The sequence below is a fragment of the Blastopirellula sp. SH421 genome, from assembly GCF_057808535.1.
Map to the genome: position 1 here is coordinate 890,206 of NZ_CM173712.1, position 19,660 is coordinate 909,865.

Here is a 19,660-nt window from a genome sequence, read left to right on the forward strand (position 1 = left end):
GGGAAGAACAGTGGAGGGAGTGCCCCGGGGAACCGTGGAATTTTTCTGGGTTGTGCATATTCCACCCTTTACACGGGTTGAGGGGAGAAATAGCTTGGGTAGCTTCGAGTTTGGAGTGATTGCATAGGCACGTCTGGGCCCGGTGGGCGAGGGCGGCGATTGTTCCGACTTCCTGATTTGGAAAGCTGAGCGAAAATACGATCCTGGCGGACGTTAGGCGGCGCTCTTATTTCCTATTCATGGCCCAGGCACTCCTATACGAGGTATTTCGATGCGCACCCATGTTCGCAGCGCGCTCAGCCTATGCGCGCTCTTACTGATTTTTACTGCCGCGGTTTATGCCCAAGACGGCTCGCCGGTTGCGGATGATTTGCCCGTCGGTTCTCCCGATGTGGCGGAGATGATTGAACAGGACGCTGCGGCCGGGGTTGACCTCGATACCGGCGATAATGCCTGGATGTTGATGAGCAGTGCTCTGGTGCTGCTGATGACCGCGCCCGGCTTGGCGATGTTCTATAGCGGGCTGGTTCGTAAAAAGAATGTGCTGAGCGTGATGATGCAGTGCATGTTTCTGATGGGGCTAATGACCATCGTCTGGGCGTTGTGGGGCTATTCGCTCGCCTTCGGCGGCAATGATCCCTATTTTGGCAACGTTGATTACTTGTTCATGAATAATGTGCAATCGCACTATGACGTCGGCGCAAGCCAGATTGTCACGCCGATGGAAGGAACGATTCCCCGATATACGCACATGCTGTTTCAGGGGATGTTCTTTATTATCACGCCGGCGCTGATTTGCGGCGCCTTTGCCGAGCGTATGAAGTTCAGCAGCATGGCGCTCTTCTCGGTGCTGTGGGGAACCTTTGTTTATTGCCCGCTGTGCCATTGGGTGTGGGACGAAGGGATCTTGTTTTACGGTGGTGATACGGCGATCCTCGGGGGCGCACTCGATTTTGCCGGGGGGACGGTCGTTCATATCAGTTCTGGCATCTCGGCGCTGATGTGCGCGTTGCTGATCGGCAATCGGCTGGGATATGGCAACGATGACATGCGGCCGCACAATTTGACCTACACGACGCTCGGAGCCGGTCTGTTGTGGTTTGGCTGGTTTGGCTTTAACGCCGGCAGCGCCTTATCGGCGAATAGTCTGGCCGCCAATGCGTTTGCCGTCACCCACTTCTCGGCCGCGGCCGGCGCGGTCGCCTGGGCGGTGATGGAATGGATCAATCACGGCAAAGCGAGCGTCTTGGGTTGTGCGTCGGGCGCGGTCGCCGGATTGGTCTGCATCACGCCGGCCGCCGGCTTTGTGCTGCCGATGCCGGCATTGGCGATGGGAGCAATCGCTGGCGCCGTTTGCTACTGGGCCGTGATTCATCTGAAGCACAAATTGCGTTACGACGATTCGCTGGATGCGTTTGGCGTCCACGGAGTTGGCGGAACTTTGGGAGCAATCTTGACCGGCGTGTTCGCCACGCGAAATGTCTTTGCTGGCGCCGAAGGCGAGCCGATTGGTTTGTACGAAGGGGGCGGAATTTCGCTTCTGATTGGCCAAATCGCGGCCGTAGGGATTACCATCCTCTTTTCGGTGGTGGTGACTTTCGTTTTGCTGAAGCTAATTGACTTTACGATTGGCCTGCGGGTGCCGCAAGAAAGCGAAATTCGCGGACTCGACTTGGCCGAACATGGAGAAGAGGGCTATATCTTCTATTAAGCTCCCTTTTTAGACTACATCAAGATGCGCCCGGCCAAGTAACGCCGGGCGCTCGCTTGCAGGAGATCGGATCGATATGAAAAAAGTGGAAGCGATTATTCGGCACCACAAGCTGGAAGATGTCAAAACGGCGCTCAACGACATGGGCGTTCACGGCATGACCGTCAGTGAAGTGCAAGGTTACGGCCGCCAGAAAGGTCACACCGAGAACTACCGCGGCGCCGAGTACTCGGTCGACTTTGTGCCGAAGCACAAGATTGAGATTATCTGTAGCGACGGCAACCTGCAGTTGGTGATCGATACGATTTTGAAGTCGGCCCAAACCGGCCAGATCGGCGACGGCAAGCTATTTATCTACGACGTCAAACAGGCGATCCGCATTCGCACCGGCGAAATGGGAGAAGATGCTGTGTGACTGCCTGAGGGGTAGGGTCCGCTGTGTGGACCCTACGGCTACGAAGACGCACAATCGTCACAATCGTTTTCATCCCTGCGAACGGTTGCTGTATTCGATCGTCAAAAACTCGTTTTGATTTCCGTCTTGGAAACTGCAACCTACCTTTTCTCGTAATGCAGGCCCTAATTTGAATGAGTGATCATGAGCACCGCCGCCCTGACCGACAGCGCCGTCGCGGAAGTACGATACGGTTGGCTTCGTAACGCGAAGTTCGATATGACGCTGATCTTTGGCGTCGCGATCTTGGCTTTGGGTTCTGGTGCGATCGTGACCATTCGCCCTGAATGGTTTCCGATCATTCTGATTCTCGACTTGTGGCTGCTCGGCTATCACCATGTGGTCGCCACCTTTACGCGGCTCGCCTTTGACGCCGACAGCGTCCGCGAGAACCGGCGCTTGCTGACGGTGCTTCCGTGGGTCGTCTTGGCGGCTACCGCCGTGATTGGCCTGACGCTGGGCATGTGGGCGCTGGCGACGATCTATCTCTACTGGCAATGGTTTCATTACACGCGGCAGAGCTATGGAATCTCGCGATTCTACAGCCGCAAAGCAGGCGGGCTGTTGCCGATCGACGAACGATTGACCACCTGGTCGCTTTATCTGGTGCCGTTGTGGGGAATTTTGTATCGCTCGTATCAGGCTTCACCGCGGTTTCTCGGTTCAGAAGTGATGTACCTGCCGACTCCTTATTGGCTGGTCGTCGCTACGGGAGTTATCGCGGCGATTGTGACCGCCGTCTGGATGGTCCGTCAGGCGATCGCCTATCGCGCCGGGAAGACTTCGCTGGGGCTGGTGCTGTACATGTTTACGCATCTGACGATCTTTACCGTCGGCTACGTGCTTGTGCGAGACATCGATCATGGCTGGCTCGTGCTAAATGTCTGGCACAACGCGCAGTACATCTTGATCGTTTGGATGTTCAACGCGAATCGCTTCAAGCAAGGGACCGATCCCAAGCACATGCTGTTGTCAGCGATTAGTCAAACGCATCCGTTTAACGTTGTTTGTTACTTTGCCGTCTGCTTGGGACTGACCAGTTTCGTCTACGGCGTGATCTATATGCTGACCAACATGAGCATCCTCGCCGCGATCCCCTTAGTGGCGATGGTGATCTACCAAACGATTAATTTTCACCATTACGTTGTCGATAGCCTGATCTGGAAAGCTCGCAAGAAGCAGGTTCAGGCGCCGATGGAGATTGCCCAGTGACCACCAACGCTACCACTTCATTCTCGCCGCTGGAATCCGATCTGCCGCGTTTCAAGCGCTTGGTGTGGGAAATGTGCACCAACGTCGTGTTGGCCGCATTTTTCTTTCGGTTCGCGTGGGTTCAAGGGGAAGCCTTTTTTACTTGGTATCGCTTAAGCACTTTTTTGTTGCTGATAAAAGTATCAAGTGACGTCTTCTTTTATTTGATCCGCAAGCCGCCAGAGAAAGTGTCGATGTCGCTTTATGACTGGACGGTCGCGCTGATGGGCACCTATTCGGTGATCCTGTTCTTGCCGGCCAGCGGCAGTCATGACACGTTGTTTGGCCAGATCGTGCAATGCTTGGGATTGGGGCTACAGATCTTTGCAATGGCGTCGCTCAATCGAAGCATCGGCGTGGTCGCGGCCAATCGTGGGATCAAAACCGGCGGCATGTATCGCTGGGTGCGACACCCGCTTTACCTCAGTTATGTTGTTGCTTTTGGCGGTTACCTAATTAATCAATTCAGCTACTGGAACGCCGCCGTCTATTGTGGCGCCGTGCTGCTGTGGATGTTGCGGATCCTGGCCGAAGAACGATTGCTGACGCAAGACGCAGGCTATCGCGAGTATGCCGGACGAGTTCGTTGGAAGCTGATCCCGGGGTTGGTTTAGCTGCCTGACCGACTCTTTAGAGCGGTTACACGATTGTGTCGCGTCGCTTGCGGCGAATTCGATCCCTACAATTCGGGTGAGAAGCCTAATACGAGCGGACTCGGTCCGCTATATGCAACATGTATCCGCTCTAGGATCAAAGCGAAGCCGCGGCGCGCTTTCGAGAGAGTTTTGATTTCAAAGCAGATTGCTAGGGCAGCGGGATACGATTCGCTCGTTCTCGGCGACATCTGCTTGCCCTCTGTGGATGAGATGACCGCTGGGGCATTCTTCTCAACGCATCAGTAAACGTCCCTTATCGCCTGTTCTTGGCGATTAATTCGCCATAGCTCACAAGAAAACATTGTTTTTTTGCGAATTCTTTGATATGCTCCGGGAGCGGTGAGGTCTGGATCGCCCGACAAAATAGGCGGCAAATGTTGTCGTTATCGTGCCTGGCTGTTTCAAATCATTTTCATTTGTTGCCCTATAATCTGAGGCATATCATGCAAAGTAACTTCGCTTTACGTTGGCCACCGGAGCAACGGCGCGGATTCACCCTGGTTGAACTACTGGTCGTGATCGCGATCATCGGCGTGTTAATCGCGCTGCTCTTACCGGCCGTGCAACAAGCGCGCGAAGCGGCTCGTCGCATGCAATGCATTAACAACCTAAAGCAAATTGGGTTGTCGATGCACAACTATCACGACACTTACAACAGTCTTCCACCGGGCTGGCTTCGACGCGGCGACGTCAACAGTCCCCAGTATGGCTGGGCGACCAACATCTTGCCTCAGATGGAACAAGGCGCACTCTATGACCAACTTTCGCCCGGATCGATTCGCCTGGCGACACGTTACACTTCCTCGGCGAGCGACACCGATAAAGCGCTGCTGCAAACGACCATTAAAGGCTACCGCTGCCCCAGTGATGTTACCGGCGACCTAAACGATCGCGTGGATTTCGGAGTGAACGATCATTTTGACGTCGCCACCTCCAACTACGTCTGCAATTTGGGCTTCGACGCTGTAACCAATTCCACTCCCGGCGACGGCATGTTTTACGGCAGTAGTTATTTAGGCCTTCGTGACGTCCTAGACGGCACAAGCAATACGCTGCTGGTCGGAGAGCGAGATGGCGGCCCGTCGATGAGTGACTCCAACTATCCCTTTGGTGCAGCTGTCTGGGCCGGCGTCGGTCGCAGCGGTAGCGGCTCGGAAAATGGCGTCAGCCGAACGGGAGCTCGAGTTGGATTTATTATCAACCATGATTACGGAGATAACGTCAACCGAGGAAAAGGGATGTCAAGCTTACACCCCGGCGGCGTTAACATTCTGTTATGCGACGCCTCGGTGCGGTTTTTGCCCGACACGGCTGATCGTACCAATGTAATCATCCCCCTAGGTAAACGTGCCGACGGAATCGTATTCGAGCTGCCCTAATGTTGGTCGCTCAAATCCGATCGTGATCGGCATTCCAATCGCGTGCTACTCAATAGCGATGAGCACGCATCTTGGTCTTGTTTCTATCATCCAACTGTATGTCGAGTGAGCAATGATTTGTAAACACATCCCAACTCGCTGCTTGCAGGGGATCGCATTCGCCCTGCTGATATCCTCTCTCGGTTGCTTCTCAGGAGGAAGAGGGGAAGTCAGCGGCGTCGTCACGGTCAACGGCGACCCGGTCGAAGGACTGGAAGTGATGTTTTCCTCCGAGGACGGTACGCAGGGAACTGCGGCTGGCTATACAAAAGAGGATGGCAGTTACGTCTTAATCCAAGGTCGCGGCCAACAGGGGGTCAGAATCGGCGAATACAAAGTAACAATCCGGCCTGCCGAAGATATGAGCGCGGCGACTAGAAAAGACTTGCGATTGCCGGCCGGCGTTCAAGTGGTAGAGCAAACCAAATTGAACAAAACCGTAAAGCCAGGGGCCAATCAGATCGATTTCCCGTTGACTTCACCGTAACCAGTGCGACCAAACGACAAGCTGTGCTGCCGACTGCTTTACTCCTCGACACAAAATTCGCGTAGCTGCTGGGCTGCTTGCCAGCGGCGGTCTTCTTCGTCGGCGACGGTGAAGTAAATTTCTAACGTTTCGCGCGCGGCGTCCATTTGTTGACACAGACAGAGCGCTCGAGCTTTGCCGTAAAGCGCCGGCACAAACATCGAGCTACGAGCCAGCGCCGTCTCAAACGAAACAACCGCTTCGGGAAATTGACCCAATCGGACCAGGCATTCGCCGCGGTTGCTCCAAGCTTCGGGAAAATTGGCCCCCAGTCGGACAGCTTCATCGATGTCGGCAATCGCTTCTTCAAAGCGATCAAGCTTGGAGAGGATCATCGCCCGTTCGATCAACAACGGTGGAAAGGGGGGATCGCTCTGACATTGATCGAGTAATTTCAAGCCGCGTTCTGGTTCGCCCAGCTCGGCGACGCAGATTCCACGACCGGCCAACGCGGCTCGGCTTTTGGGATTTAACTCCAGCGCTTTTTCGTAGCACTCGATCGCTTCGGCAAACTCCTGTAACGCGCGCAGGCAATTTCCGCGATTCGCCCACGCGTCGACATCGTCGGGAGCAAGACGGATTGCATTGTCATAGCAAGCGATCGCTTCTTCGGCTCGGCCTAACTTATCAAGCACCACTCCCTGGTTGATCCAGCCATCGGCGTGATCTGGCTCAAGCTCGGTCACGGACTCAAAGCATTCCAAGGCTCGCTCAGCTTCCCCCAGATCGCGGAAGCAGTTGCCGAGATTGAACAGGATCAACGCCGCATAGGCGGGAGCATATTGCAGCGCCTGTAAGTAGCACTCGGCGGCGTCGCGAACGCGGCCTGCTTCGCTCATTACGCAGCCTTTGACGAACCATGCCTGGCCATGTTTGGGCTCTAAACCAAGTGCATGCTCAAACTTTTCGAGCGCCTCATCGCGTCGTCCTTGGTCCAATAAAGCAAGACCTGCATCAACCGCTTGCTGAGCATCCATAGTAGTCTTATCCGCGCGCAATGAAAAAGAACGACTCGAAGATATCAGGCTAAGGAAGCATGAGCAAACGTTAAAGCCATAAACCCTACCTCAGTTGTTGCACGGCCCCCTGAAGGAACCGTGATAACCGGTCGCTCGCCTTCATCGCGGTTTCGCGCAGGCGCCACATATCTTGCACGCTAGAAGGGCGGTTGATGATAGCCGCTGCGGCAGCGCCGATCATTTTGGCGGTGCTGGTCTGTTCGACAAGTCGCTCTAGGTTCTTAGGTAGCTCGTCATCGACCGCGTCGGTAATAACCCGAACCGACAGGAAGCGGGTCTTAAGTTCGGCGCAGGCGGCGGCAATGGCGTAGGTCTCCATATCGACGGCGATCGCCGCATGCGCTGTTCCCAATTCACGCTTTTGGTTGGGGGTACGGATGATCTTGTCGACCGTCAACAAACGTCCGATGTGCAGGCCCGGTTGGCTGGCTGCTTGTTCTTCGGTCATGGAGAACGGAATCAATAGTTCGTCCCGTTCGGCTCGTAGCACCGAATTGGCCATGACGATTTGGCCCTTTTTTACCGAGTCGGCTAATCCGCCAGCAAACCCGCTGGAGACAATCCACTGGGGCTTTCGCAGTGCGATGTAATTTTCGGTCGTTTGCCGCGCCTTTTTGCTCCCGACCCCGGTTTCAACCAATGCGATCAGGCGGCCGTCGAGCAGGCCGAGATGCTCGACAAAACCGTCATGTTGGATCGTCTCGGGCGTCTCCAGCAGGTCGTAGAGCCCGCCAGATTCGATCCCCAACGCGAAAAAGCAGGCGACAGTGATCGTCTCGGGGGTATGGATCGGTTCTCCCTCTCCGGCGACGCGGGCCTTTAATTTCTCTTGAATCAGGCCGCGTCCCTGGGTTTGAATCCAATTGCCGACCAACCACCGCAACAGCATGTAATTCTCGTTCGCTTGAAAGACAGAGTCAGAGGACGCGGTGAAACCGCACCAAGGCGAACCTGTTGCGGCACGCTCTCTCCAGCTAAAATAACCCGTTTCGCGGCTGCGACCTATCGTAAACTGGGCAACGATGACCGAAATCATCTATCACTACGACGTTTTGATCATCGGCGCCGGACATGCGGGGACCGAAGCGGCGCTTGCCGCAGCCCGTTTGGGAGCCAAAACGGCGCTGCTGACGACCAATCTGGATACCGTCGCCCAGATGAGCTGTAATCCGGCGATCGGCGGCGTCGCCAAAGGACAAATTGTCCGCGAAGTCGACGCGCTGGGGGGCGCCATGGGACGCGCGATTGACCAGACCGGCATCCAGTTTCGGCTGCTCAATCGCCGCAAAGGCCCGGCGATGCATGGCCCCAGGGCGCAGGCCGATAAGAAAGCGTATCAAAATCTGGTCAAGCTGATGGTCGAAGACCAGCCGAATCTCTCGCTGCGGCAAGAGATCGTTGCGGACTTGCTGACCGAAGAAATCAACGGTCGCCAGCAGGTGACCGGCGTTTTGGTCCACGGCGGCGTGATCTATCGTGCTTCGCGCGTGGTGCTGACGACCGGGACGTTTCTGTCAGCGATTATGCATACCGGTGAAGCGAAAACGCCTGGCGGTCGCGGTGGAGAAGGTACCTCGTCCGGCATCAGTCAGGCGCTAAAACGACTTAACTTCCGGGTCGAGCGTTTTAAGACGGGCACGCCGGCACGGTTGAACGCAAATACGATTGACTATGCGGCCGTCGAGGTTCAGCCTGGTGATGACGATCCGCAGCCGTTCTCGTATTTGACTGACAATCTGTCGCTCGAGCAGATGCCGTGTCACATCACGCACACCAACGAAGCGGTCCATGCGTTGATCCGGGCCAATTTGCAACGGGCGCCGATGTACTCTGGACAGATTCAAGGGAGCGGCCCTCGCTATTGCCCTTCGATCGAAGACAAAGTCGTTCGCTTCAGTGAAAAGACGCAGCATCAACTGTTTCTAGAGCCAGAGGGTCGACAAACGCGCGAAGTGTACGTCAACGGCATCTCGACCAGTCTGCCGCGCGATGTTCAAGACGGAATGCTGAAACTGATTTCCGGCCTAGAGAAGGCCGAAATCATGCGTTACGGCTACGCGGTAGAGTACGACTATTGCTCGCCTGACCAGTTGCGGCCGACGCTGGAAACCAAGGATGTGGACGGACTTTATTTCGCCGGTCAGATCAACGGCACCACCGGCTACGAAGAAGCTGCCGCGCAAGGTTTGATCGCTGGGGCCAACGCCGCATTGGCCGCGGCAAACAAGCCGCCGCTGATCCTGTCGCGCGATCAAGCCTATATCGGCGTGCTGATTGACGATCTGGTGACCTGCGGCGTGGACGAGCCGTATCGCATGTTTACCAGCCGCGCCGAGTTCCGTTTGATGCTCCGCCAAGACAACGCCGATCGTCGGTTGACGCCGCTGGCGCAAGAGTGCGGGCTGATCGAGACCGCACGCTGGCAGCGACTGGAGCAAAAAGAAGCCGACATTCAATTGGCCCGAAAGCTGTTGGACAAAGGACGCATTGAAGGGGCCCCGCTTGAGAAGTACCTAAAGCGTCCCGAGGCGACCTGGGAAATGATGGTCGCCGCCGAACCGCAACTTGCCCAGTTCAGCTCGACAGTCGCCGAGCAAGTGACCTATGACATTAAATACGCCGGATATGTTGTCCGGCAGCAAACCGAGGTCGCGCGGCAAAAGCGGCTGGCAGGCAAGCGCATTCCCGATACGTTTAACTATGCTGCGCTGTCGCAAATGCGAGCCGAGGCCAGGGAGAAGCTGGCCAAGCATCGCCCCGGCACGCTGGCGCAGGCCGAACGGATCAGCGGCATCACCCCGGCGGACATCGCTTTGCTGCTGGTTTATTTAGATGGCCGGATGCCGGCGGCGTAGCTTCCAGCGGTGGTCCAAGCGCGATTTCTAACTTTCTTGGCTTGCGGTGGTTCCTTTATACGGCAGGGAAAGCGCCACTTGCCGGGCCTGCTTTTCCCACGCCATCGGATCTGTTTCGCCCTAACCTCCTGATCGACGAAACTTACGCGGACGACAGGATTTACAGCCTAAAAATGGCACTCTAGACGGATGCGTGCTAGCGCTGTCATTGCTGGTCGTCTGACGAGCAGTCGCTGGCAGAAAGTTTGGGACGAATTCTGAAGCCGTCTCGCAAGTCGTTAAAAGGCAAGAGCTTGCGATTCAAAGATCAATCTTGACGCGTTGTTTTGGAACGATATAATTCCGTCAGTTGGCAAATTCGGTAGTTTCGGTACAACCGGATGGTCAGCGGAAATAAACGAAACCTGAAGGGTGTGGCGAATACACACCTTTCAAAGAACAAAGCGATCAGCGAGCTTCCAGCTCGATTTACACGGACGACGGAGCTGCATCACAAGCTCATACACACTGGGCGGGAGGTCTCTTCGGTACCGTACCGGCTGTGGCTAGGGAGAGGGTGTTATCTGATGAAGACTGTTTTTACGACTGGCGAAGCAGCCAAAATTTGCAAAGTCAGCCAACAAACCATCATTCGATGCTTTGATTCGGGCCAATTGAAAGGATTCCGCGTTCCCGGCAGTCGTTTCCGCCGTATCCCGCGTGATCAACTTTTCAGTTTTATGAGAGAAAACGGCATTCCAACTGACGCGTTGGAAAGCGGTAAACGCAAAGTGCTGATCGTCGACGATGACCAAGATCTGGTCGAATTGATGGTTGACGCTTTTGAACGGGACGGTCGTTTCGACATTAAAACCGCCAATAATGGTTTTGACGCCGGAATGCTGGTCAAAGAGTTCCACCCTGACATTGTCGTGCTCGACATTATGCTGCCTGATATCAACGGCAAAGAAGTTTGCCAGCGAGTTCGGGGAGACCGCACGATGGAGGATGTCAAAATCCTTTGCATCAGCGGCATGGTTGAGCAAGACAAGGTCGCGGACCTCAAAGATGCCGGCGCCAACGATTTTATCCAAAAGCCGTTCTCGGTCGAAGCTTTGCTCGATCGCGCTTGCGGCATGTTGGATCTAGAGTCGGTTACTTCCTTGTAACGCAACTGTCCAAAGCCCATGCTTTACCGGGCCGATGACCAAATTCTTCGCGCGTATGCCGAGTTTCAACTCGGCATACGCGTTTTTGTTAATACGATGATTTGGCAGCACGATGTTGCAATTCGCCTGCGATGATGATCCGTTAGTCGGCCGTTTGCTCGAAGCCGTCCTAGCCGAGCTATCGCCTGATTTGCGATTGCAAGTCTCGCAGCAATTGCAGGAGAACGCCACGCTGGCTGCCGCTTGGTCTACCCTGTTTCGCGACGCCAAATTGGCTGCCGTCAAGCAGCTCGCGTATGGCGCGAGCCACGAAATCAACAACCCGCTGGCCAATATCGCCAGCCGCGCTCAGTCGCTGCTACTGCACGAAGCCGACCCCGAGCGGCGACGTCAGTTGGCGACCATCTACGCTCAGGCGATGCGCGGGCACGCGATGATCGCCGACCTAATGCTGTTTGCGCGACCTGCCGCCCCGCAGGTAGCGCCGTTTGACGTGGTCGCGGCGGTCGACGAGGTGCTGGGCTCTTTGGCCGCAGCTGCCCAAAAGCAGTCGACGGCGATTTGCTGTCACGTGCCGGCTGCGCTCACGCTAGTCGCCGATCGAGTTCAGATCTCGGCAGCTGTCGCTGCGGCGATTCAAAATAGTTTAGAAGCGGTCGGTCATGACGGAGAAATCATCGTCAGCGTCACGGCCCAAAGCGAGTACTGCGCAATCACGATCGCTGACACTGGACCCGGCGCCCCGGCCGAAGTTCGCAGTCAAGCATTCGACCCCTTTTATTCGGGGCGCGAAGCAGGCCGTGGCCTCGGCTTCGGTCTGACCAAATGCTGGACAATCGCCCAATCCCATCATGGCACGGTAACTTTCCAAAATTACGACAAGCAGGGGGCGCAGCTTTGTCTGCAAATCCCTTGGACTTTGTCGGCCGATGGTCATGAGAAAGCGGATTGATGGAACATTTCGGTTGGGTCAGCTTGCTTCCACCGCTGACGGCGATTGTCTTGGCGCTAACGACTCGGCGGATTCTGCTCTCGTTATTGATCGGGGTCGCGATCGGTGCGCTGCTCTACAATCAGGGTCAGCCGCTGGCCGCGGTGCATACATTTTTCGTCGACTATCTATTGGCCAACCTCTACGACTTTAAGACCCCCAATTTTGCCGACAAGGACTTTAGCAAGCTGAAGGCCTTTTGCTTTACGCTGTCGATGGGAGCGATGGTCGGATTGATCACCGTGACAGGCGGCATGCGAGGATTGGTCGAACGGGTTTTGCCCTGGGCTAGTTCGCGCCGCCGCGGACAAGTCTTAATCTCGCTGCTTGGTCTGGCGATCTTTTTTGACGACTACGCCAACATGCTGCTGCTAGGGGGGACCACGCGTCCCTTGGCCGACCGCTTAAAAATCTCTCGCGAGAAGCTGGCGTTTTTGATCGATTCGACGGCTGCTCCGGTCGCAGGCATGGCGCTGGTTTCGACGTGGGTCGCAGTTGAAATTCAGTACATCATCAGCGGCATTGACAGCTTGCCGAACGCCGTGCAAATGAGTGGAATTGAGCTCTTTTTAGCGAGTATGCCTTATCGCTTTTATCCAATCTGGGCCCTCTTATTTGTGTTTTTGATCGCCAGTTTAGAACGAGACTTTGGTCCGATGCTGACCGCCGAACGGAAGAGTCTGAATGATGAAGCGGAACGCGATCCTTTGTTTGACGTGCCCACCAATATTGCAGACGTCACCAGCCATTGGCTGAACGCCGCTTTGCCGATTTTGACCACGGTCGCCGTCGTCTCTTATTGGCTGTACGCTTCTGGTTTGCAGGCGGTCAATGCCATGAATCCGCCGCTAGAGCCAACGCTGATCAATATTTTTGGAAACGCGGCTTCTTACGACTCGCTGGTGTTGGGGGCGTTGGCCGGCATCTCGCTGGCGCTGCTGATGGTGATACCGCAGCGAATTGTTCCTCTGAGGACGATGGGTTGGGGAATGCTGAAGGGGGCTTGGGCGATGACGCCGGCGCTGGCGATCTTGTGGTTCTCAGGCGCGTTGGCGACAACCACCAGCAGCGATCCAAATGTGCCGGGACTAGGTACAGGGACCTATCTCGCAGAGCTTACCAGCGGTTCGATTCCGCTGTGGCTGCTGCCGACCGTGACCTTTGCTTTGGCTGCAGCGATGGCTTTCTCGACCGGAACAAGTTGGGGGACCATGGCGATTATCTTGCCGCTGGCGATTCCCTTGACTTATGACTTGATGATTGACGCAGGGCTTACGCTAGAGACCTCGCCGCTGTTGTCGGCGGTGGTCGGCACCGTGCTAGCTGGCGCTATCTTTGGCGATCATTGTTCGCCGCTCTCTGACACGACCATCCTGTCGTCGCAATCCTGCGGGTGCAATCACATCGCCCATGTGAATACCCAGATGCCGTACGCTTTGACGGTCGGTGGGGCTAGCATCTTGTGCGGGACTTTGCCGGTTGCGTTGGGGGCGTCGGTTTGGATCTGCCATTTGGTTGGCGGCGCAGCGCTCGTCATGGTCGTTTATTTCCTTGGCAGAAGTGCAAGTTTGAAATAGTTACGCGCGTCATCATCGTTGCAAGTGACCAACTTTACGTGGGATAAATTTTTTTCACGGATCGCTAGCTCTGGGCGATAGCGTGGACAACCCTAACGCGGCGTTGCCTTTATCGGTGATTAACCGCGGCGATGATGTTTGCCGCGTATCTAGATAGCAACAAGAGTTGCTTGACCGTCGGCATGAACGTTGCACTATGTTTCTGCCGACAATGAAATCTGAAAAGGCCTTCGCCACGGAGAACCAAAATGCGACGCTCGATATTGCTTGCACTTTCTGCCGCTGTCATGATCCCCGCGATCGCAAACGCTCAGGCGTCGCGGCCTGATCGTTTTCATCAGGTGGCCCCGCAATATGTGCAGCCGATCGCCCAGAACATTGTGACAGCCAAACCGGTCGGAACTTCGCTCGGTTCGACGGCGGCGCCGTGGTACGAACAAGGACCGCTGCAAACGTCCAACTCGGCCCCTAGCGAAGTCCAGCGAACGGTTTTCTCGACCAGCCAGTCATCCACGGGTAACGCCGATGCAGCCGACTATGCTCCATCTCTCGCACCCAACCCGCAAAATCAACAAGCTCCGCCCAACTATCTGCCGCCGCGGGTAGTCTCGCAAGCTCCGTCGACTAGCTATGCCGCGCCGCTGCCGTCGACAACTTACTCAGCCCCGGCTTACTCGGCTCCGGCGCCATCCACCTCTGGCGTTCGCCCCGCGGTTTGCTATTCGCCGGCGCCCAGCGTCGCGCCGGTCACCTATTCGGCGCCTGCTCCGATCATTACGACTCAATCCCCCATTGTGACGCAGTCGCCGATCGTGACTGGTCCAACGGTGGTTTCGCCTCCGCCGGTACGATTCAATACAACTTACCGACCGATGCTACCGGTTGCCGGTATTCCTGCTGATTTTAGCGTTGGCCAGGGGTTGTACGGCCAGCCCCGGGTTTACGTTGACAATCAGCCGGTGAGAAACTTCTTTCGCTACATGCTGCCGTAACGCAACATTCCCCCAGTTCCCAGGAGGGCGAAGCCGATGGATTTCTCCGGTCCATCGGCTTCGATCATTTCTTGGTGCAGCGGTTTGTCGGTGGCTAAGAATTGCTAGGAAGCTCGGGAGCAGCTACGGCGGGATGCCATTCTGTTTCATGGTGCCCGCTTAACTGATTCGCCCAGCGAGCCAGCACAAACAGCAAGTCGGCCAGTCGATTGACATAGCGCAGCGCCACATGCGCGGCCGTGTCGAATTGACCGTTGTAGAGCGTTACGAGATGACGTTCGGCGCGGCGACAGACAGCTCGGGCCTGATGCAGATGGGCGCCCAGTGTCGAACCGCCAGGCAAAATGAAAGAGGTCAGCGGCGTAAGATGCGATTCGGCCAGATCGATCGTCTGCTCAAGCCGTGTGATGTTTTCGTCCGTAAGAAGCGCTGTGCCGGCCGCCGCTGGGTCGGGCGATGCAAGCTGTGCGCCTAAAGCAAACAAATCGTTTTGGATCAGTCCAATCGGCTCGGCAATTTCGGGCGACGCGGCCATCGACAGCACGAGGCCCAGCAATGCGTTAAGCTCGTCCACATCGCCGATCGCGACAATTCGGCTATCATCTTTGCGGACGCGACCCCCGCGATAGAGCCCCGTTTCTCCGGCATCGCCGGTTTTCGTATAAATCTTCATGGCATCGAATCCCGGCCTGCCGGGCTACTATAATAAAAGAATTGGTTTATCGACCCACAGTACGCGACTTGACCCCTGCGAGGTTAGCAATATGCGTTGGATCAGCGGAAGTTTGGTATTGGCCCTATCGATGATATCCTGCGGCCAAGCTGCAGAGCCGGCTTCGATCGAAGGCCATTTCCTGACGAATGTTCGCCAGGTAACCAGCGGCATGGTCAAAGCAGGCGAAGGCTATTTTTCGCCTGACGGCAAGACGATTGTTTATCAAGCCGTCCCGCCGCAGTACCCATTCTACCAGATTTACACGCAGCCTCTGACCGGGGGCGAGCCGACGCTGATTAGCACCGGCCGAGGGCGAACGACTTGCGCTTACTTTTCGCCCGACGGAAAGCAAATCATGTTCGCCAGCAGCCATCTCGATCCGATGATGACGGAGACCGAGCAGGCCGAAATCGCTCAGCAGGAAGCAGATCGCAAATCAGGGGCGCGGCGCCGCTACTCGTGGGACTTTGATCCCTACACCGACATCTTCGTCAAAGATTTGAAGACCGGCGAGCTAACTCCGCTGACGACCGAAAAAGGTTATGACGCCGAAGGCGCCTACAACAAAGCGGGAACGCAGATCGCGTTTTGCAGCGATCGCGACGGCGACCCTGATATCTACATCATGGATGCCGACGGATCCAACGTGAAGCAATTGACCGACGCCGTCCGCTACGATGGCGGGCCATTCATTTCGCCCAACGGCAAGTGGGTTGTCTTTCGCAGTGATCGCAAAGAAGAAGGCTTCCTCCAGTTGTATGCGATCGGTATGGATGGTCAGCACGAGACGTTGCTGACCGACAATGTCGGCGTGAACTGGGCTCCTTATTGGCATCCGACTCAGCCGTACATAATTTGGGCCGGCGCCGATCATTCCAAGCCGGGACGTCCCAACTATGACCTGTGGCTGATGAAGTATGAAGAAACGGCCGACGGGATCAAGCCAGGCAAGATTTGGCGAATCACCGATTCGGATGCGGCCGACGTATTGCCGGTTTTTTCGCCGGATGGAAAACAACTGATGTGGACCAGCACGCGAACCGACGATCATAGCAGCCAGTTGTTTATCGCCGATTTCACGCTGCCGCAGGAAGATCAACCGTAATGCAGGATTCCCATGCCGATCTGCCAGAAACCAAGGCTTGCGGCTTTTTGATCGTGCAAGGCGATCCAATCAAGTCGTTTCTGCTAATGCGGCACAAGGATCGCTGGGACTTGCCCAAAGGGCATGTCGACCCTGGCGAGGATGAGATGACCTGCGCATTGCGTGAGTTGGAAGAAGAGACTGGCATTCAGTCCAATGAGATCACGGTCGACTCTGACTTTCGCTTCACATTGCAGTACGTGGTGCATTACAAAAAGCGAATGGACGGTGTCACCGCGCTCAAAACTGCCGTCTATTTTCTGGCGACGTTGACCAAAGAAGTTAAGTTGAAATTGACCGAGCATCAAGGCGCTGAGTGGTTTCCCTGGAATCCGCCGCATGCAATCCAGCAGCAGACGATTGATCCACTGTTAGCGGCGGTTGCACAGCACCTCAAGAAGTAAGCGCCGCTTCGCTCGCTTGGGTTCCTTCGCACGAGTAAAGAACGCAGCCAACTTTGGGGTCCCAGCAGCGGCGGTGATAGATCGCGCCGCAGTCGGTACACGCCACCCCATCTTCTTTTACGATGTCACCACAGGCGTTACAAATCGTTCGCAGTGCGTCGGATACTGGCGAAGTCGCGGCGGACTTCGCTTGGTTGTCGCTAGCGGTGATGGTCGTGGAGGGGATCCGAATCTCACAGCACCTGGCGACCAGAACTTCCAACTGCTCGCTAGAGCCGAACGTCTTCTCGAGCGTCACAAACAAAAAGCCGTCATGGATCTCGATGTAGGCGGAGCCTGGCCGAGTCATTTGGTTCAGTTCATCCAGCGCCGAGAAGAGCCCCGCGGCAATTAGATTGCGAGCCGTCTCTGGTTGTTCGGCGTAGAGCCGATAGTTAGCGTCAAAGTGTGCGTCGCCTGACTCGATGGTCGGCGACTCGTCATAAAAGAAGTCGGGCCGCAACGTCTTGCGCGGCTGAATCTGCAGACGCAGACGCGGCTCGGGCCAGGTGGTGCGAAACTCGGTCAAAGATTGTCCAGCGTATCCGACCGGCGGCTTGATTCGCAGCATCGCTTGCTGACCATGTAGGTCAAAAGAGACCGCCGTTTGAGCGGGGTTTTTGGTTTGGGTGAACTTCCCGTCGTATGCTTGGGCGACGGCTCGCATCGCTTGGATCGGGTCAGCGCGAAAACGGAGACCAGACCACCAGGCGACTGCGATCGCCAGGCAAATCGTGATCAAAATCAGAATGAAGATCGTCATTGAATTTCGCTCCTTCGTATGGTCGAGGCAGCACGATCATCGCCGCTAGAAGTAATTCGTTCGCGACGACCTCCTCTTGGCGAAATTTGGTCACTATTCGATGCTTAGCTGCTTAATCTCAATGTTGCCAATGACTTGCGTCACCGGTAAAAATGCGGCCAGTGCGCCTCCTCCGGCTAGGTCAGAATCGGCAATTTTGATATGTCCGACTCCGATCCCTCCGCGGCCCAAGGTTGCGTCAAGCGGAATCCAGCGACCATCGATCCAGGCCTCGGTCCACATGTGATAGGCGAAGCCGCGGCCCGACTTGCCGTCGTAATACACCAGACCGACCGCCGCACGAGCCGGAATCTTGTGGGCGCGAAGCAAAGCGATCAGCAAGACCGCATGTTCGGTGCAGTCGCCTGTTTTCGACCGAGCGACATCGGCGGCGGATGCAAATGCCTGAGAGAAGTCTTTCTGTTGGATCGAGCGGTTGACAAGTCCTTCCAGCTCAACCGCCAGCTTCCAGGTTTCGCTTTGCGGCGTCTTGGCTAGTGCGGCCATTTGTTGCACAAGCGGATCGTCGACTTGCACCAGACTGCTGGCCGCAAGGTCGGTGTCGGTCGGTGGAGTTGGCTGGGCAAGTTGCGGCGGTAATTTGGTCTCAGGGCGAACGGCGATCCGGTGCAGATGGAGCGTCGTCTCGGTGAGGTCGCTGGTCCATTGGCCGCCGCTGCTGGGAAAGAGAGTAGGGGAGATGTTTTTCTGCAGCGTGATTAAATAATCCGCTGACGTTTTGTCGGTATGGACGCCGACCAGCGGCTGCGGCATTGGCACAATCGTTTCGGCGGCGAGATCAAATTGAATCGCTTCGATCGGTGACTCGGCGAATGCTTGCGTACAGCGATAGATCACCATATCGGGGCCCGGCGGCGCCATCTTAACCGTGTTGCCATCGAGATCGACCCACAATGGGATCTCTAGCACGGTCATGTCTCGCAGGGAGATCGCATTGGTGACGCGCAGCAGCTCGACTTCGCTACCGTCCAGCAACTTGACCGGCTCCAGGTTGCCGGCGACATATCGGATTTGACACGCCTGATTGATGGTGGGAACCAGAGCCGTTGTTTCCCGGGTTTGGCCGGGCTGGATCGGCGGATTTTGCAACAACTGCGACGCAGCGTAGACGCCGCCCCACTCTGGTTTCCAAGGGATCGACGGCGCAACAATGCTGCGTCCTGCGGTGGTGGTTGTGATGGTCAGTTGCGTCCCTTCTGCAGAGACCTCGCCGGCGAATGCAGAGCGACTGTCTCCTTGTTCGATCGTGGTTTCGTAAGCGACAAGTCCGCCGTCGGGAGTTTCCAGGAAGCGATTAACGACCTTCATTTCGATTGTCTGATCCTGGCGTCGCAGCGCAATTTTCTCGGTTGAGATGGTCTCGATCAGCTCTCGGCCGGCTTGCTGAACGCGACGGACGACTTCGTGCGAATCGCCGATCTTGCGTCCTTGTTGAATGATCGCTGACCAATGCTCTTCAATAGTTTCGGATGCCTGGTCTTCGGCTAGGAAAGCAGGCTGCTTTTTTGGGGGTTGTTGGAGCTGATTTCGTTCGAGCTTAGGGACTCGATCTGACTGAGCGACTTCTGTCGTGCAGCCGATCGTTAGAAACGTTATCAGCAGAACAACCATTACCAGTTGCGTGGGGCGTAGGATCGTACTCACCAAGGCGGCTCCTTCGTTACAAACGGGACATCCGGCAGTATATCAAACTACGAGTTGAGGCACTTCAACAACTTGGTTGTAGGAAAACTTCACCGCATCGCTGGAGTCAGCCAATTGACGTCGATCTTTTTCAAATTGTTCGTAAGAAGGCTCAAGTAGGTTCCATTCACGGTGCTATGATCTCTACAGATACGACATCGGAAACGTTCCCTTTTGCAGTTGGCGACTGATTACTAATTAGTCGATTGCTGGGAGGCCAGCTCGTTGTCGAATAGCGCGATCACTCGGATTGT

The 19,660-nt window shown here is 55.9% G+C and carries 18 protein-coding genes; 13 read left to right on the forward strand and 5 right to left on the reverse strand.

Annotated features, from left to right (window positions below; all coding sequences use genetic code 11):
• Positions 1-271 precede the first annotated feature (271 nt).
• The 6 genes from SH421x_RS03605 (at position 272) to SH421x_RS03630 (ending at position 5,977) form a co-directional block, all read left to right on the forward strand.
• Entirely contained in the window at positions 272-1,711 is a 1,440-nt protein-coding gene (locus SH421x_RS03605) for an ammonium transporter (RefSeq protein WP_488854027.1), read from the forward strand.
• Positions 1,712-1,787: 76 nt separating this feature from the next.
• On the forward strand, positions 1,788-2,126 hold the full coding sequence (locus SH421x_RS03610) for a P-II family nitrogen regulator (RefSeq protein WP_488854028.1): 339 nt from the start codon (positions 1,788-1,790) through the stop codon (positions 2,124-2,126).
• A gap of 183 nt (positions 2,127-2,309) precedes the next feature.
• Positions 2,310-3,377, forward strand: a complete 1,068-nt coding sequence (locus tag SH421x_RS03615; RefSeq protein WP_488854029.1) for a hypothetical protein — start codon at positions 2,310-2,312, stop codon at positions 3,375-3,377.
• Positions 3,374-4,030 (forward strand): methyltransferase family protein, encoded by a 657-nt coding sequence (locus SH421x_RS03620; protein WP_488854030.1) that lies wholly within the window; start codon positions 3,374-3,376, stop codon positions 4,028-4,030. Before SH421x_RS03615 ends, SH421x_RS03620 begins: the two co-directional genes overlap by 4 nt.
• Positions 4,031-4,515: 485 nt before the next feature.
• A complete protein-coding gene (locus SH421x_RS03625) occupies positions 4,516-5,451 on the forward strand; it encodes a DUF1559 family PulG-like putative transporter (protein ID WP_488854032.1) in 936 nt (311 codons plus the stop codon).
• Positions 5,452-5,563: 112 nt separating this feature from the next.
• On the forward strand, positions 5,564-5,977 hold the full coding sequence (locus tag SH421x_RS03630) for a hypothetical protein (protein WP_488854033.1): 414 nt from the start codon (positions 5,564-5,566) through the stop codon (positions 5,975-5,977).
• A gap of 38 nt (positions 5,978-6,015) precedes the next feature.
• Here SH421x_RS03630 and SH421x_RS03635 read toward each other — a convergent pair whose 3' ends face one another.
• Complete coding sequence (locus SH421x_RS03635) at positions 6,016-6,993, reverse strand: tetratricopeptide repeat protein (protein WP_488854034.1); 978 nt, start codon at positions 6,991-6,993, stop codon at positions 6,016-6,018.
• 85 nt (positions 6,994-7,078) lie between these two features.
• Positions 7,079-8,071 carry a phosphorylase family protein gene (locus tag SH421x_RS03640; RefSeq protein WP_488854035.1) on the reverse strand — a complete coding sequence of 331 codons (993 nt, stop codon included), beginning with the start codon at positions 8,069-8,071 and terminating at the stop codon, positions 7,079-7,081.
• Between SH421x_RS03640 and mnmG the strand changes: the two genes are divergently transcribed.
• The 5 genes from mnmG to SH421x_RS03665 all read left to right on the forward strand — a co-directional run bounded on the left by mnmG (position 8,058) and on the right by SH421x_RS03665 (position 14,598).
• Positions 8,058-9,890, forward strand: a complete 1,833-nt coding sequence (gene mnmG, locus SH421x_RS03645) for a tRNA uridine-5-carboxymethylaminomethyl(34) synthesis enzyme MnmG (RefSeq protein WP_488854036.1) — start codon at positions 8,058-8,060, stop codon at positions 9,888-9,890. The two genes, SH421x_RS03640 and mnmG, sit on opposite strands and share 14 nt — an antisense overlap.
• Positions 9,891-10,456: 566 nt before the next feature.
• Complete coding sequence (locus tag SH421x_RS03650) at positions 10,457-11,038, forward strand: response regulator (protein ID WP_488854037.1); 582 nt, start codon at positions 10,457-10,459, stop codon at positions 11,036-11,038.
• A 112-nt stretch (positions 11,039-11,150) separates the two neighbouring features.
• Positions 11,151-11,990: a sensor histidine kinase gene (locus tag SH421x_RS03655; protein WP_488854038.1), complete on the forward strand. Its 840-nt coding sequence runs from the start codon at positions 11,151-11,153 to the stop codon at positions 11,988-11,990.
• Positions 11,990-13,606, forward strand: a complete 1,617-nt coding sequence (locus SH421x_RS03660) for a Na+/H+ antiporter NhaC family protein (RefSeq protein ID WP_488854039.1) — start codon at positions 11,990-11,992, stop codon at positions 13,604-13,606. Before SH421x_RS03655 ends, SH421x_RS03660 begins: the two co-directional genes overlap by 1 nt.
• Positions 13,607-13,854: 248 nt before the next feature.
• Positions 13,855-14,598, forward strand: coding sequence for a hypothetical protein (locus tag SH421x_RS03665; RefSeq protein ID WP_488854040.1), 744 nt, complete (start codon positions 13,855-13,857; stop codon positions 14,596-14,598).
• Positions 14,599-14,692: 94 nt separating this feature from the next.
• Here SH421x_RS03665 and SH421x_RS03670 read toward each other — a convergent pair whose 3' ends face one another.
• Positions 14,693-15,271 (reverse strand): cob(I)yrinic acid a,c-diamide adenosyltransferase, encoded by a 579-nt coding sequence (locus SH421x_RS03670; RefSeq protein WP_488854041.1) that lies wholly within the window; start codon positions 15,269-15,271, stop codon positions 14,693-14,695.
• A 91-nt stretch (positions 15,272-15,362) separates the two neighbouring features.
• On the opposite strand from SH421x_RS03670, the gene SH421x_RS03675 reads away from it, so the two are divergent.
• Both SH421x_RS03675 and SH421x_RS03680 read left to right on the forward strand, forming a co-directional pair.
• Positions 15,363-16,418 carry a TolB family protein gene (locus SH421x_RS03675; RefSeq protein WP_488854042.1) on the forward strand — a complete coding sequence of 352 codons (1,056 nt, stop codon included), beginning with the start codon at positions 15,363-15,365 and terminating at the stop codon, positions 16,416-16,418.
• Positions 16,418-16,861 carry a bis(5'-nucleosyl)-tetraphosphatase gene (locus SH421x_RS03680; protein WP_488854043.1) on the forward strand — a complete coding sequence of 148 codons (444 nt, stop codon included), beginning with the start codon at positions 16,418-16,420 and terminating at the stop codon, positions 16,859-16,861. Before SH421x_RS03675 ends, SH421x_RS03680 begins: the two co-directional genes overlap by 1 nt.
• Here SH421x_RS03680 and SH421x_RS03685 read toward each other — a convergent pair.
• Both SH421x_RS03685 and SH421x_RS03690 read right to left on the reverse strand, forming a co-directional pair.
• Positions 16,851-17,663: an RING finger protein gene (locus SH421x_RS03685; protein WP_488854044.1), complete on the reverse strand. Its 813-nt coding sequence runs from the start codon at positions 17,661-17,663 to the stop codon at positions 16,851-16,853. The two genes, SH421x_RS03680 and SH421x_RS03685, sit on opposite strands and share 11 nt — an antisense overlap.
• A 93-nt stretch (positions 17,664-17,756) precedes the next feature.
• The gene (locus tag SH421x_RS03690; protein WP_488854045.1) at positions 17,757-19,367 is read right to left on the reverse strand and encodes a transglutaminase-like domain-containing protein; all 1,611 of its coding nucleotides are present in this window, start codon (positions 19,365-19,367) and stop codon (positions 17,757-17,759) included.
• Positions 19,368-19,660: the final 293 nt, after the last annotated feature.